Annotated in this window: 11 protein-coding genes, 1 pseudogene and 1 riboswitch; of the genes and pseudogenes, 5 read left to right on the top strand and 7 right to left on the bottom strand. The window is 71.5% G+C overall.

Annotated elements, in window-relative coordinates; all coding sequences use genetic code 11:
• Nucleotides 1-230: 230 nt before the first annotated feature.
• A riboswitch (glycine riboswitch) is annotated at nucleotides 231-336 on the top strand.
• A 231-nt stretch (nucleotides 337-567) separates the two neighbouring features.
• The 4 genes from gcvT (at nucleotide 568) to AB0P03_RS12460 (ending at nucleotide 5149) form a co-directional block, all read left to right on the top strand.
• Complete coding sequence (gene gcvT / locus AB0P03_RS12475) at nucleotides 568-1689, top strand: glycine cleavage system aminomethyltransferase GcvT (RefSeq protein WP_363582160.1); 1122 nt, start codon at nucleotides 568-570, stop codon at nucleotides 1687-1689.
• A gap of 197 nt (nucleotides 1690-1886) precedes the next feature.
• The gene (gcvH, locus tag AB0P03_RS12470; RefSeq protein WP_350884663.1) at nucleotides 1887-2261 is read left to right on the top strand and encodes a glycine cleavage system protein GcvH; all 375 of its coding nucleotides are present in this window, start codon (nucleotides 1887-1889) and stop codon (nucleotides 2259-2261) included.
• A gap of 94 nt (nucleotides 2262-2355) precedes the next feature.
• A complete protein-coding gene (gene glyA, locus AB0P03_RS12465; RefSeq protein WP_363582085.1) occupies nucleotides 2356-3624 on the top strand; it encodes a serine hydroxymethyltransferase in 1269 nt (422 codons plus the stop codon).
• A gap of 157 nt (nucleotides 3625-3781) precedes the next feature.
• Nucleotides 3782-5149, top strand: coding sequence for an L-serine ammonia-lyase (locus AB0P03_RS12460; RefSeq protein ID WP_363582083.1), 1368 nt, complete (start codon nucleotides 3782-3784; stop codon nucleotides 5147-5149).
• Nucleotides 5150-5263: 114 nt separating this feature from the next.
• Here the strand turns inward: AB0P03_RS12460 and AB0P03_RS12455 are convergent, their stop codons facing one another.
• Nucleotides 5264-5866, bottom strand: coding sequence for an NAD(P)H-dependent oxidoreductase (locus tag AB0P03_RS12455; protein ID WP_363628730.1), 603 nt, complete (start codon nucleotides 5864-5866; stop codon nucleotides 5264-5266).
• Nucleotides 5867-6004: 138 nt separating this feature from the next.
• On the opposite strand from AB0P03_RS12455, the gene AB0P03_RS12450 reads away from it, so the two are divergent.
• The gene (locus tag AB0P03_RS12450) at nucleotides 6005-6748 is read left to right on the top strand and encodes a TetR/AcrR family transcriptional regulator (RefSeq protein ID WP_363628729.1); all 744 of its coding nucleotides are present in this window, start codon (nucleotides 6005-6007) and stop codon (nucleotides 6746-6748) included.
• A gap of 268 nt (nucleotides 6749-7016) precedes the next feature.
• Here the strand turns inward: AB0P03_RS12450 and AB0P03_RS12445 are convergent.
• The 6 genes and pseudogenes from AB0P03_RS12445 to AB0P03_RS12420 form a co-directional block, all read right to left on the bottom strand.
• A pseudogene (locus tag AB0P03_RS12445) lies at nucleotides 7017-7720 on the bottom strand (class I SAM-dependent methyltransferase).
• A gap of 294 nt (nucleotides 7721-8014) precedes the next feature.
• Nucleotides 8015-8968, bottom strand: coding sequence for an EamA family transporter (locus AB0P03_RS12440; protein WP_363628727.1), 954 nt, complete (start codon nucleotides 8966-8968; stop codon nucleotides 8015-8017).
• Between the two features lie 648 nt (nucleotides 8969-9616).
• Nucleotides 9617-10114, bottom strand: a complete 498-nt coding sequence (locus AB0P03_RS12435) for an ATP-binding protein (protein WP_244293363.1) — start codon at nucleotides 10112-10114, stop codon at nucleotides 9617-9619.
• Between the two features lie 279 nt (nucleotides 10115-10393).
• A complete protein-coding gene (locus AB0P03_RS12430) occupies nucleotides 10394-11614 on the bottom strand; it encodes an Ig-like domain-containing protein (RefSeq protein ID WP_363628725.1) in 1221 nt (406 codons plus the stop codon).
• A 317-nt stretch (nucleotides 11615-11931) separates the two neighbouring features.
• Complete coding sequence (locus tag AB0P03_RS12425) at nucleotides 11932-13206, bottom strand: Ig-like domain-containing protein (protein ID WP_363582073.1); 1275 nt, start codon at nucleotides 13204-13206, stop codon at nucleotides 11932-11934.
• A gap of 177 nt (nucleotides 13207-13383) precedes the next feature.
• Entirely contained in the window at nucleotides 13384-14658 is a 1275-nt protein-coding gene (locus AB0P03_RS12420; protein WP_363628724.1) for an Ig-like domain-containing protein, read from the bottom strand.
• Between the last annotated feature and the right edge of the window lie 88 nt (nucleotides 14659-14746).

Genomic DNA, 14746 nt, shown 5'->3' with positions numbered 1-14746 from the left:
GACACGCCAGGCTCAACGACCGGCACCCCACCGGGGTACCGGTCGCATCACCACATCATCCGAACTCGTTATGTGCGAAGGACGGGTCTAGGGCGCACGCCCCGGGGGCGCCGGTTCGCGGTGGCGCGGTGTGACCGGGTCCCCTCTCCCGTCGTCGGCGCGGACGTGCCATGATGTGCGCGTTCGACGGCGCGGCGCGCCGGCGGACCGACAACTCCATACCGGCCGCTCGAACCCGCGCGGGAGAGCCCGGAGTGCCCCGTCAGGCGGCACAGCCGGCGCCGAAGGAGCAACTCCTCCCCGGAATCTCTCAGGCCCCCTTACCGCACGGGTTAGGCACATCTGGAAAGTGGCGCACGGCCCTGTCGCGCGCCCACCCACGGTGCAAGCCACCATGCTGTCCTGGATGCTGGAAACAGCTGCGGGCAGGTGGGCGGTGAAGCTCTCAGGTTCGACGACAGATGGGGAGACCCACGCCGCCGCATGCCCGCGCGCAGGGTCGGCCCCCGAGCGGGTCCGGTTCCGGCGCGTGCACCCATGAGTGCCCAGACCGAGGAGTTCCAGGCCATGTCGTCCCTCCGCCTCACCGCGCTCGACGCGCTGCACCGCGCCCTCGGCGCGACCATGACCGACTTCGCCGGCTGGGACATGCCGCTGCGCTACGGCAGCGAGCGCGAGGAACACCTCGCCGTCCGCACCCGGGCCGGACTGTTCGACCTCTCCCACATGGGCGAGATCACCGTCACCGGCCAGCAGGCCGGCGAGATGCTGGACCACGCGCTGGTCGGCTTCGTCTCCGCGCTGGGCGTGCTGCGCGCCCGCTACACCATGATCTGCGCCGAGGACGGCGGCATCCTGGACGACCTGATCGTCTACCGCCTGCGCGAGGACGCCTTCCTGGTCGTCGCCAACGCCTCCAACGCCCAGCTGGTGCTGGACGAGCTGATCGCCCGCGCCAAGGGCTTCGACGCCGTCGTCACGGACGACCGCGACACCTACGCGCTGATCGCCGTCCAGGGCCCGGAGGCCACCGCGATCCTGGCCGGGACCACCGACGCCGACCTGCCCGGCCTGAAGTACTACGCGATCCTCCCGGCCCAGGTCGCCGGCCGCGACGTGCTGCTCGCCCGGACCGGCTACACCGGCGAGGACGGCTTCGAGATCTTCTGCAACCCGGGCGACGCCGAGGGGGTCTGGCAGGCGCTGACCGCCGCCGGCGAGGGCCGCGGCCTGGTCCCGTGCGGCCTGTCGTGCCGCGACACGCTGCGCCTGGAGGCCGGCATGCCGCTGTACGGGCACGAGCTCTCCACCGACCTGACCCCGTTCGACGCGGGCCTGGGCCGGGTCGTGCGCTTCGACAAGACCACCAACGAGGGCACCTTCGTCGGCCGCAAGGCGCTGGAGAAGGCCGCCGCCGAGGCCGAGGCCAACCCGCCGCGGGTGCTGGTCGGCCTGGTCTCCGAGGGCAAGCGCGTCCCGCGCGCCGAGTACACCGTGGTCTCCGCCGACGGCGCCCCGATCGGCCGGATCACCTCGGGCGCCCCGTCCCCGACCCTGGGCCGGCCGATCGCGATCGCCTACGTGGACGCGGCCCACGCCACCCCCGGCACCGCCGTCGCGGTGGACGTGCGCGGCAAGCACGAGCCGGTCGAGGTCGTGGCGCTGCCGTTCTACAAGCGCGGCCGCTGAGGCCCCGCCCTCCCCGTAGACCCCGTGGACCCGGGCCTGCACCATGCCCGACCCGGGCTTGAGCCACGCCTGATCCACGCCTGATCCAGGTCTGACCCAGGCCTGACCCAGGCCCGAACCACGCCTGATCCGCGTCGAAGCCGTCCGTGCGGCGGCCCGCTTCGTCGTACCCGCTTCCCATCCTGGAGAATGACGCCATGAGCAACCCCCAGCACCTGCAGTACACCAAGGAGCACGAGTGGCTGACCGCCGTCGAGGGCGGTGTCTCCACGGTCGGCATCACCGCCCACGCGGCCGACGCGCTCGGTGACATCGTCTACGTGCAGCTGCCCGAGGTCGGCGCCGACGTGACCGCGGGCGAGTCCTGTGGCGAGCTGGAGTCCACCAAGTCGGTCAGCGACCTGTTCTCCCCAGTGACCGGGAAGATCGTCGAGATCAACCAGGACGTCCTGGACGACAACAGCCTGGTCAACAGCGCCCCGTTCGAGGGCGGCTGGCTGTTCAAGGTCCAGGTGGAGTCCACCGACGAGCTGCTCAGCGCGGACGAGTACACCGCCTTCATCGGCGGCTGACCCGCTCGTGGCGGGGCGGTCGCAGCGCGGCGGCCGCCCCGCCAGGTTCCCCCCTTCTCCGCTCCCGTCTCTCTCCTCCCGGGAAGACCACACCATGACGGTTCTGAACCAGTCCCTGCACTCCCTCGACCCGGAGATCGCCGCCGCGGTCGACGCCGAGCTGCACCGCCAGCAGACCACCCTGGAGATGATCGCCTCCGAGAACTTCGCCCCGGTGGCGGTCATGGAGGCCCAGGGCTCGGTGCTCACCAACAAGTACGCCGAGGGCTACCCCGGCCGCCGCTACTACGGCGGCTGCGAGCACGTCGACGTGGTCGAGCAGATCGCGATCGACCGCATCAAGGCCCTGTTCGGCGCCGAGCACGCCAACGTCCAGCCGCACTCGGGCGCGCAGGCCAACGCCGCCGCGATGTTCGCGCTGATCAAGCCGGGCGACACCATCCTGGGCCTGGACCTGGCCCACGGCGGTCACCTGACCCACGGCATGAAGATCAACTTCTCCGGCAAGCTCTACAACGTGGCCGCGTACCACGTGGACGAGAAGACCGGCCAGGTCGACATGGCCGAGGTCGAGCGCCTGGCCAAGGAGCACCAGCCGAAGCTGATCATCGCCGGCTGGTCCGCCTACCCGCGCCAGCTGGACTTCGCCGCGTTCCGCCGGGTCGCCGACGAGGTCGGCGCGCTGCTGATGGTGGACATGGCGCACTTCGCCGGCCTGGTCGCCGCCGGCCTGCACCCCAACCCGGTGCCGTACGCGGACGTGGTCACCACCACCACCCACAAGACCCTGGGCGGCCCGCGCGGCGGTGTCATCCTGTCCAAGGCCGAGTACGCCAAGAAGATCAACTCCGCGGTGTTCCCCGGTCAGCAGGGCGGCCCGCTGGAGCACGTGATCGCCGGCAAGGCCGTCGCCTTCAAGGTCGCCGCGTCCGAGGAGTTCAAGGAGCGCCAGCAGCGCACCCTGGAGGGCGCCAAGATCCTCGCCGAGCGCCTGCTCCAGGCCGACGTCGCCGAGGCCGGCGCCTCGGTGCTGTCCGGCGGCACCGACGTGCACCTGGTCCTGGTCGACCTGCGCAACAGCCAGCTCGACGGCCAGCAGGCCGAGGACCGCCTGCACGAGGTCGGCATCACGGTCAACCGCAACGCCGTCCCGAACGACCCGCGGCCGCCGATGGTCACCTCCGGCCTGCGCATCGGCACCCCCGCGCTCGCCACCCGCGGCTTCCAGGCCGAGGACTTCCGCGAGGTCGCCGACATCATCGCCGAGGCGCTCAAGCCCGCCTTCGACGAGGACGCCGCCACCGCGCTCAAGGCCCGCGTCACCGCGCTGGCCGAGAAGTACCCGCTCTACCCGAACCTCTGATCACCGCGGTGATCGTTCGGGCGGGGTGACCGGCCTCACCCCGCCACGGCACCTGGGATCCCGGGGCACCGCGCACACTGGACAGTGCGCGCGGTGCCCCGACCCGTGTCGTCCCCCGCCCGCCAGTCCTTCCACGAGACAGACAAGGACGTCCCCCGTGGCCCTCAGCGTCTTCGACCTCTTCTCCATCGGCATCGGCCCGTCGAGCTCCCACACCGTCGGCCCGATGCGTGCCGCCCGGATGTTCGCCCGGCGCCTGCGGTCCGAGGACCTGCTCGCCGAGGTGGCGAGCGTGCGCGCCGAGCTGTACGGCTCGCTGGGCGCCACCGGCCACGGCCACGGCACCCCGAAGGCCGTCCTGCTCGGCCTGGAGAACAACTCCCCCCGCACGGTCGACGTCGACCAGGCGGACAAGGACGTCGAGCGGATCACCACCGAGAAGCGGCTCAACCTCCTCGGCACCCACCCCATCGACTTCGACCCGGGCACCCAGGTGGTCCTGCACCGCCGCCGCTCGCTGCCGTACCACGCCAACGGCATGACCATCTGGGCGTACGCGGCGGACGGCTCCACGCTGCTGGAGAAGACCTACTACTCGGTCGGCGGCGGCTTCGTCGTCGACGAGGACGCCATCGGCGCGGACCGGGTCAAGCCCGACGACACCGCGCTGCGCTACCCCTTCCGCACCGGCGAGGAGCTGCTGCGGCTCACCCGGGAGACCGGGCTGTCGATCTCCGGCCTGATGCTGGAGAACGAGAAGGCCTGGCGCTCCGAGGAGGAGATCCGGACCGGGCTGCTGGAGATCTGGCAGGTCATGCAGGAGTGCGTGCGGGCCGGAATGTCCCGCGAGGGGATCCTGCCCGGTGGCCTCAAGGTCCGCCGCCGCGCCGCCGCCGCCGCCCGCGCGATGCGCGCCGAGGGCATCGGCCCGGCCAACGCGATGGAGTGGGTGACCCTCTACGCGATGGCGGTCAACGAGGAGAACGCCTCCGGCCGCCGGGTGGTCACCGCTCCGACCAACGGCGCGGCCGGGATCATCCCCGCCGTCCTGCACTACTACCTGAACTTCATCCCGGGCGCCGACGAGGACGGCATCGTCCGCTTCCTCCTCGCGGCCGGCGCCATCGGCATGCTCTTCAAGGAGAACGCCTCCATCTCCGGCGCCGAGGTCGGCTGCCAGGGCGAGGTCGGCTCCGCCTGCTCGATGGCCGCCGGCGGCCTCGCCGAGGTCCTCGGCGGCACCCCCGAACAGGTCGAGAACGCCGCCGAGATCGGCATCGAGCACAACCTCGGCCTCACCTGCGACCCGGTCGGCGGGCTCGTCCAGATCCCCTGCATCGAGCGCAACGGCATGGCCTCCGTCAAGGCCGTCACCGCCGCCCGGATGGCCCTGCGCGGCGATGGCCGGCACCACGTCTCGCTCGACAAGGCGATCAAGACGATGAAGGAGACCGGCGCCGACATGAAGATCAAGTACAAGGAGACCTCGCGCGGCGGCCTCGCCGTCAACGTCATCGAGTGCTGATCACACCCGCTGTCGTCTGAGCCCCCGGACCCGTCCGGGGGCTCTCGGCGTTCCAGGGCGTCCCGATTCGCCCCGAGCGCCCCGAGGCGTCCCGAGGCGCCCCGAGGCGCCTGCTCAGGCCGCGAACGGGCGGACGCGCCGGGCGTCCCGCAACGCCTCCGCCCACCAGGCGAGTTGGTCGAGCATGGTCTTGGCGGCGGCGTCGGCGGCCGGGTCGAGCGGCCTGCCGTCGGCGCCGAAGCACTGGGCGGCGCCGTGGAAGCTGACCGTGTTGCGAATCGTCATGGCGTTCAACTCGGCGAGCACCACTCGCAGTTGCTCGACGGCGCGCAGACCGCCGGAGAGGCCGCCGTAGGAGACGAAGCCGACCGGCTTGCCGTGCCACTGGCTGTTGTGCCAGTCGATGGCGTTCTTCAGCGGGGCCGGGAAGCTGTGGTTGTACTCGGGCGTGACGACCACGAAGGCGTCGGCAGCCTCCAGCCGGGGCGTGACGGCAGCGAGCAACTCGGCTGCGCCCGGCTCCAGTTCACCACCGAAGGACGGGAAGGTGGTCGGCAGCGGGGTCTCGACCAGATCGATCAGGTCGGCGGTCATGTCGCCGCGCGCGCCGAGGTGGCCGAGCAGCCAGTCGGCGACGACGGGCGCGAACCGGCCGCTCCGAGTGCTGCCGACGACGACCGCGACCTTCAGGCTCTTCTCCGAAACGTCCTTGGCCATGAACATCCCCCTCCGGGACGATGTGTACAACGTATCTTCCGGATGCAACGTACACATCGGCGCGTACGCCGTCTACTCCCGATACGCCGTACACGCCGGTGGTACGGTGGGAACCCCAGCCGGAAGGAGCCCGCCGTCATGCCCGCCCAGCAGGCCCCCACCGGGGACGACGACCAGACCAAGCCCCAGGCCTCGCTCTGGGAGCGCCTCGCCCGCCCGACCCCCGCGCCGCGCACCACCCTCACCCCGCAGCGGATCGCCGAGGCCGCGATCGCGATCGCCGACGCCGAAGGCCTCGACGCCGTCACCATGCGCCGACTCGCCACCACCCTCGGCGTCGCCCCGATGGCCGCCTACCGGTACGTCTCCGGCAAGGACGAACTCATCGACCTGATGGTCGACTTCGTCTACGGCGAACTCTCCCTGGACACTCCCTCCAGCGGCTGGCGCGACACCATGCGCACCCTGGCGCTCCACCTGCGCGCCATGAACCTGGCCCACCCGTGGGTCGTCCGCGCCGGCGCCGTCCCCCTCACCCCCAACCAGCTCGCCATCCCCGAACGCGCCTTCGCCGCCCTCGCCGACCACGGCCTGGACGCCGACACCACCATGGCGGTCTTCCGCACCGTCACCGGCTACGTCCACGGCTCCGTCGCCGCCGAGCTCGCCCTGCGCATCCTCCAGCGCGAGCACGGCTGGTCCGACGGTGACGAGACCCGCGCCGGCCTCGCCCCCCGGATGTCCTTCCTGATGGACACCGGCCGCTACCCCACCTACCAGCGCTACCTCCACGAGGCCACCCGCAAGGACGACCCCACCTGGCAGTTCGAGACCGGCCTCGACTGCGTCCTCACCGGCATCGCCACCCACCTCGACATCTGAGCGCGCCTGGACATCCGAGCGCGACCCGGCCCCCAGGTGGAGGAAATTATGTAGACCGGTCTACATTCCAGGTGTGGAATATGTAGACCGGTCTACCTCTTCAGTGCACCCCCACGCACCTCCTGCGCAGGAAGTCGGCCCCGCCGACTTCCTGCGCACCCCAACCCTCCACGAACGCACCCTATGTAGACCGGTCGATATATTTTCTCCGGCCCCGCGCGAACGCGCTATCCAGCCTCGCGCGCAGAAAGTCGGCCCGTCCGACTTCCTACTCCGAGGAGAGCACCCCCGCGATGAGCAGCCGGTACCCGTAGTCCATGTGCTCCTGGTCGAGGAGTTCGGCATGGCGGCGGTGCCAGGCGCCGGATTCGAGGTCGGCGCGCAAGCGGGCGATCGCCGGCCGCACCACTGCGAGCGGCAACTGGGCGAAGGTCGAGCCGGCCGGACGACCGGGTCGAGGTAGAACTCGGGCCGCCGCCAGTAGGCGATCTGGTAACCGTCCGTGAAATCGTGCGGGACGGGGAAGGGCAGCACCGTGTGCGCGTCCAGCGCGTCGACGACCTGGGCCAGCGGCGTGAAGCGGCTCTCCTCCAGCTCCCGGATCTCGGGCAGGTACTCCTCCAGCAGCCATAGTTGCGGACGGTGGGCCGGGTCCCAGGTGAAGACGACCTGCCGCCGGGCGACCCGCCGCGGCTCCGCGAGGCCCCGTTCGGGATCCGGCCAGTGGTGGACGGTCATGACGGCCATCGCCGCATCGAAGGAGCCGTCCGGGAAGGGCAGTCGCTCGGCTCCGGCCTTGACCTTCCGGTGCCCCGGGTGCTGGTCGAGCATGACCTGGGAGGGGTCGACTGCGGTGACGGTGGCGCCCTCGGGCTCGTAGGATCCGGCGCCCGCACCGACGTTCACCACCGACCGGGCCCTCTGGAGGGCGGCACCGATCGGGGCGTGCAGTCGGGGATCGGGCCGGCGGATGGCGCGGTAGCCGACCCCGATGCGGTCGTACGTCGCCTGCGGTCGGCCGTCCGTGGTCTCCTCCACGCGGTCAAGCCCACCAAGCGGGGCGCCCGGCGGCAAGCGGTTCGACGCAAGAACGGGTGAAGCACGGCGTGCTGGCCCGCCGACCGCCGAACGGCATCGGCGATCGGAGGACGGCGCCGGAGGGCGGCACCGGAGGGCCGGGTGGCCGGTCGCGAGGCACCGCCGACCAGCGGCACCCGCGCAGGAAGTCGGCCCGTCCGACTTCCTGCGCGTGGGGCCACCCGCAGGTCAGCGACGGCGGGCACCCATGGGCACGGTGAGGACGGCGAGGCCCGCGGCGAGGATGGCGAGGCCGCACCAGGAGGCGGCGGGGAGGCGTTCGCCGAGGACGGCGACGCCGAGGAGGGCGGCGACGGCGGGTTCGGCGAGGGTGAGGGTGGTGGCGGTCTGGGCGGAGGTGCGGCGCAGCCCGTGGCCGAAGAGGCGGTAGGCGAGGAAGGTGGTGATCACCGCGAGGTGGAGCACCACCGCCGCGCCGCGCGGCGAGGCGAGCCACCGCAGGTCGCCGAGGAACAGCACCGGCAGGACGAGCAGCGCGGCCGCGCCGAACATCGCCCCCATCACCCCGGCGGACGGGTGCCCGCGCGAGATGAGCCTCCCGCCGACGAGCGAGTACACGGCGTACGAGAGGCCGGAGAGCGCGGCCAGCGCCACCCCCACGGCGTCCACCGCCGCGCCGTCGCCGGTGAGTTCGGGGCCCAGCACCAGGACGGCGCAGCCGACGACCGCCGTCACCGTGGCACCGGCCCACCGGCCGCTCGGCCGCCCCTGCCGGGTGAGCCAGCCGAGCAGGCCGGCGAAGACGGGGGCACTGCCCAGTGCGATCACGGTGGCCACCGCCACCCCGGCGCGGGTCACCGCCGGGTAGAAGGTGACCGGGTAGCCGACCACCGCGACGGCGCCGACGGCGAGTTGCCACCGCTCCCGGCGGCCGCAGGCCCGGGGCAGCGCGCGGGCGCTGCGGGTGGAGAGGAAGAGGAGGAGTCCGCCGAGGACCAGCGCGGCGGCGCCGATGCCCGCCGAAGGGGCGCCGTCGGGTGCGAGGGAGCTGGCCGTCCCGGTGGTGCCCCACAGCAGTGCGGCGACCAGGATCGGGACCGGCCCGCCGAGCGGGCTGGTGCGGCGGGCGGTGGGGGTGGTGGTGGGCCGGGTGGGCGCGGGCGTGGAGGTGCGGTTCGGCACAGTCGTGAACTTCCGTCGTCGAAGACCGTCAGGGGAGTTGGTTTCGCACCGGGCGCACACGGCGGCCCCCTGACGGCCGAAGGGGCCGCAGCAGGGAGCGCGGGGCTCGAGCCACCGGCGTGTGCGCCCGATCAGGCGCTGAGCGGTGGCAGTACGACGTGCCAGTACAGGTCCACGGGCCTGATGCTACCCGGCAGTTCCGGCGTGGTGGGGTGCACGGAGGAATTGGCGGCCGGGCGACGAAGCACCGGAGGCCCGACGGCAAGGATGGTGAATATTCACAGGCAACAGCGTGAACCTATGCAAAATCCAAAGGTGAACTAGGTTACAAACCTTTCAATCCAAGTCACCTGGTTTGCCCACATGCTGAGATCCGTGCGATAGTCGAAGCAGCCCAACGGCGGGCGGCACAGCACGCCGGCCTGGGCGTGGAGACTTCGGCTGGCCCGACCTGGCACGGCCGACGCCCATCGCGCGGCACGCACCCCCTTGGCCGGCGCGATGACTTGCAGGGGCCCCCATCCGCCGGACCACGGCGACTTCGGGGGCCCTGCGCGTTTTCCCGGGAAGACCCGGAAGACCCGGACAGCCGGAAAAGACTCCGGACGGCCCGGAAGGCCGAGAAAGACCCGGGAAAGCCCGAAACGGTCAGTGCCGCTCGCGGACCTTCAGCTCGAACCAGACGCCCTTGCCGCGCGGCAGCAGGTCGGCGCCCCAGCGGTCGGCCAGGTCGTCGATGACCCGCAGGCCCCGCCCCCGCTCGGTCACCGGCTTCGGCTCGGCGAGGATCATGCAGGGCAGCGCCCGGGAGGAGTCGCGGACCTCGACGCGGAGCCAGCCCGGCTTGCGGATCACCTGGAGTCCGATGGTGCGTCCGGCGGCGTGCCGGACGGCGTTGGAGACCAGCTCGCTGGTGAGTAACTCACCGGCCTCCAGGTGCTGGTGGAGGTCCCAGGATTCCAGGACCGACAGCACCAGTCGGCGGGCCACCGGGCCGGTCTCCGGCCGGGACGGCAGTCGCACCTCGTTCGGCACGGACTGATCGCTCAGCCTGCCGCAATACATCTCCTCCAGTTCCTCCGAGCTGAGCCGCTCCAGCGCCGCCAGCGCGCCCTGGACATCGATCCACGACGCCTCGGCGACCAATCCGGCCCCGGGAACTGATGACTGATCTGTTTCGCCCCAACCCGCCATGCGGTCCATCATTGCGGAACGCAAGCGGCCGCGTACGGACAATGAGCAAACGATCTCCTCCGAGTCGGCATATGCCGCGTGCAAGGAGACCCCGCGGAGAGTGCCAGGCGGGGGCCTGGAGGGGGCCCGGAAGGGGTCGGGAGAGGGTGGGGAGCAGGCAACCCGGGGCGCGTCCGCCGTCAATCCCGGGTTGCCACGGAACTGCCCCGACCAGGGCGGCTACCGGTCGGCCTACCAGGCGCTCCAGGGCACGTTCCAGCCACTCAGGCCGTTCGCCGGGTCGAGGGTCTCCTTCTTGGTGGAGTTCTTCACGACCACCACGTCGCCGACGAGCGAGCCGGCGTAGAACTTGCCCATCGAGGTGGATTCGCCGCCGCCCTCGACGTCCTTGAGGGCGACGCAGCCGTGGCTGACGTTGTCCTCACCGATGAGCTTGCTCCAGTAATTGCCGTGCAGGTAGGTGCCGCTGTCGGTGAGCCGCATCGAGTGCGGCACCTGGAGGTCGTACGGGGAGCCGCTCATGCCGGGGAGGGTGCTGGACTGCATCCGCACCACGCCCTCCTTGGACATGACGACCATCGTGCCGTTCCAGGTCGGGTGTTCGGGCGAGCCGGAGGTGATGTCGATGTCCGACGGTTTGCCGTCGAGTTCGACGGTCATCCTGTGCGCGGCGGCGTCAACCGTCGAAATCTGAGATCGCCCGATCGTGAAGGGCTCGTCCCGGTCGGTGCCGTACACCCCAGGGGCGATCTCGACGCTCTTGAGGCGGTAGTGCACGGTCACCTTGGTGCCGGACTTCCAGTACTGCTCGGGGCGGAAGTCCAGCCGGCGGTTGCCGAACCAGTGGCCCTTGACCACGGTGCCGTTGTCGGTCTCGAAGGTGATGCCCTTCGCGACGACGTCCTTGTTCTTGACGTCCTTGCTGAAGTTCACCGAGACGATCATGCCGACGCCGTACGTCGCGTTGTTGTCCACGTTGTCGGCGGCCTTGGCGAGGGCCGTCGGCGTCAGCGTGGAGAAGTTGCTGTCCGCGCTGGCGACCACGCCGTTGGCGTCCGCGGCCATCGCGCTGACCTGGTAGGTGCTGCCCACGGCGAGGCCGGCCGACGGGGTCCAGCTGGAGCCGTCGGCGGCGATGGTGCCGGGCACCTCCGCGCCGGTCTTGTCACTGACCTTGACGGTGGTGAGCTTGCCGCCGGTCGCGCCGACCTTGAGCGCGTCGGGCGCGACGTCCACCGTGCCGGGCTTGGGCTCGATGTTCACCACGGCCTGCGACACCTTCGGCGCCGCGCTGCTCGCCGCCGCGGCGCCCGGGGAGGCCGTTCCGGCGGCCGCTCCGGCCCCCAGGTCCGCCTTGGCCGCACTCCCGCCCCCGCTACCGCTCCCGCCACTCCCGCCGCCGCACGCGGCCGTCAGCGCCATCGCGCCGCCCACCAGACCGACGGCCACCACTCTGCGTATCGACCTCAACGTCGATCCCTCTCCCTCAGAAACCCCACGAACCGAACCCCACGAACCGAAACCCGCAGACCGAAACCCGCGGGCCGAAACCCCACGACCCGGAACCCCACGACCCGGAACCCCGCACAGAACCCCGCGCACACGACGGGCTCGACCACTACACGCGCCGGCCTCCGGAAAGGTTGCGCCATTCGGGGCCCGGTGCGCTCCGAGAACGCGAACGGCCCGACCCCAACGGGTGAGGATCGGGCCGCTCGTCCGCACCGCGCCGACGAACCGGGACTATCCGGTCAGTCGGCGGGCAGGATCTACCAGTTCGCCCAGGCGATGTTCCAGCCGCCCAGCCCGTTGGAGGGCGCGACGGTCTTCTCCTTGCTGTTCACGACCTTGACCACGTCGCCGATCATCGAGTCGTTGAAGAACTTGCCCGCGACGGAGGTGTCGCTGCCGCCCTTCTCGTCCACCATCGCGACGCAGCCGTGGCTGGCGTTGGTCCTGCCGAACGGATTGGTCGCGTTGGACCAGTAGTTGCCGTGCACGAAGGTGCCGGAGGTGGTCAGCCGCATCGCGTGCGGCACGTCCTGGATGTCGTACTCGCCGCCGAGGCCGACGGTCTGCGAGTTCATCCGGGTGACCTTCTCCTTGGACATGATCACCATCGTCCCGCTCCAGGACGGCGTCGCCTCCGCGCCCATGGTGACCGGCACGGTGGTGCTCTTGCCGCCCCGCTCGATCGTCATCTGGTGCGCCTTGGCGTCGGCGGTGGCGATCTGGGAGCGGCCGATGGTGAACGGCTCGTCCTTGTCCACGTCGCCGTAGACGCCCGGGGCGACCTCGACGCTCTTCAGCCGGTACTTGATGGTGACCTTGGTGTCCGGCTTCCAGTACTCGGCCGGGCGGAAGTCCAGCCGGTTGTCGCCGAACCAGTGGCCCTTCACCTCGGTGCCGTTGTTCGTCTCGAAGGTGATGCCCTTGAGGACGGCGTCCTTGTTCTTGACGGTCTTGCTGAAGTTCACCGAGACGATCATGCCGACGCCGTAGGTGGCGCCGTCGCTGATGTTGTCGTTGGTGGAGACCTTCTTGTCCGGCGTCAGCGTGGTGAACGTCGTGGTGGACGCGGTCACCAGGCCGTCGGCGTCCTTGGCCTGCGCGTTCACCTTGTACGCCATGCCGACGGTGAGCGCGGCGGCGGGCTTCCAGCCGATGCCGTCCGGAGTGATCGCCCCGTCGACCGGCTTGCCGTTCTTGTCGGTCACCTCGACCGTGGTGAGCTTGCCGTTCGAGACGGACACCTGCAACGCGTTGCTCGGTGCGACGTCCTGGGCGCCGTCCTTCGGCTCGACGGCCAGCACCGCGGCGGAGGCCTTCGGCTCGCCCGACGCGCCCGCCGGGGCCGCCGTCCCGCCCGCACCCGCCGTCGCCGCGGGCGCCGCGTTGTCGCCCCCGCCGCCCGTTCCGCCCTTGTCGTCGCCGCAGGCCGCGGTGAGCAGCAGCACCCCGCCCATGACCAACGCCATCGCACCCCTGCGCCCGTAACGGCTGGTGGTACGTATCGCGGCGTCGGCCGTCTTCCCCGTCTTCACGGTTTCTCCCCTCCCGGTATTCACTCTCTCGACGCGTTGAGTGCCCCCATGAGTTGCACCGGACGCCGATCTTTCGCGCCGGACCAGGGCGCGCGCCGGAGCAGGATAGCCGGGCCGTCTGAGCGGATCCCGGGGGGGAGGTGGGTGGATCGGGGGTGAATCGGCGGCGAAGATCGACTACTGCGCGACGGGGCTGGAGGCGGGCCCGGCCGCGGGCCCGGCGACCGGCCCGAGGGCGCTGCCCGCCACCCACTGCTCCCACGGCATGTTCCAGCCGTTGAGGCCGTTCTGTGGTGGCACGAAGTCCCCCGCGGAGGCCTTCACCTCCAGCACGTCCCCCGGGACGGTGTGCTCGAACAGCCAGCCCGCCGGGGAGTCCTTGCTCGCTCCGCCCTTGGCGTCGGCCAGGCCGATGCAGCCGTGGCTGGTGTTGGCGGCGCCGAACACCCCGGGGTCCGCCCAGTAGTTGCCGTGCACGAAGGTGCCGGAGTCGGTCAGCCGCATCGCGTGCGGCACGTCCTTGATGTCGTACTCGTCGCCCATCCCGACGGTCTGCGAGTTCATCCGGGTCACCTTGTACTTCTCCGAAACCACCATGACGCCCCGGTAGGTGGAGTGGTCACGGCTGCCGCCGGACACCTTGAGCACCCGCACCACCTTGCCGCCCTGCCCGGCCCGGACGGTCAGGGTGTGCGCGTCCAGGTCGACGGTGGAGACCTGGGCCCGGCCGACGGTGAAGTGCAGGTCCTTGGTCTGGGTCCCGAACTCGCCCGGCGCGCCCTGCACGTCCTTCAGCCGCAGCGCCACCGTCACCTTGGTGCCCGCCGCCCAGTACTGCTGCGGGCGGACGTCCAGCCGCTGGTTGCCGAACCAGTGCGCGGCCACCGGGACGGGCGGGTCGGCGCTCACCTGGACGGCCTTCTCCACCGCCGCCCGGTCCGTGATCGGCCGGCTGAAGCGCAACGACACCGGCATGCCGACACCGACGGTGGAGCCGTCCTCCGGGGTGAAGAAGGCGACGAAGGTGTGCGCCCGGGCCATCGTGGAGAACGCCGAGTGCTGGGCCGCCCGTTGGCCCTGGTCGTCCTCGGCGACGGCGTCCAGGGTGTACGCGGTGCCCAGCGGCAGCGGGCCGTCGGGCGTCCAGGCGGCGCCGTCCGGGGCGATCGTGCCGGGGACCTCGGTGCCCTTGGTGTCGGCCAGCCGGACGGTGACCAGCCGGCCCTGCGCCGCCGTCACCCGGACCGGGCCCTCCGGCGGCACGTCCTGGGCGCCGTCGGCGGGCAGCGCCGTGACGACCGCCCGGGACGGCGGCGGGGGCGGGGTGTGCGCCCCGGGCCCGGCGGCGTCCTGCGCGGGGGCCGCCGGGGAGCCGCCGCACCCCGTCAGGACGGCGAGGCCCCAGGCCACCGCCGCCGCCCGCCGCGCCCACACCCGTCCTCGGCGCCGCATTCCGGGGCCTCCCACTGTCCACGTCCGGTACCGGGAAGGTCCGGTACCGGGAGCCTCCGCCACCGGGGACGCCCGATGCCAGGAACGT

The sequence above is a fragment of the Kitasatospora sp. NPDC088779 genome (genome assembly GCF_040685395.1).
Classification (GTDB): Bacteria; Actinomycetota; Actinomycetes; order Streptomycetales; family Streptomycetaceae; genus Kitasatospora.
This window is presented reverse-complemented; position numbering and strand designations above follow the sequence as displayed.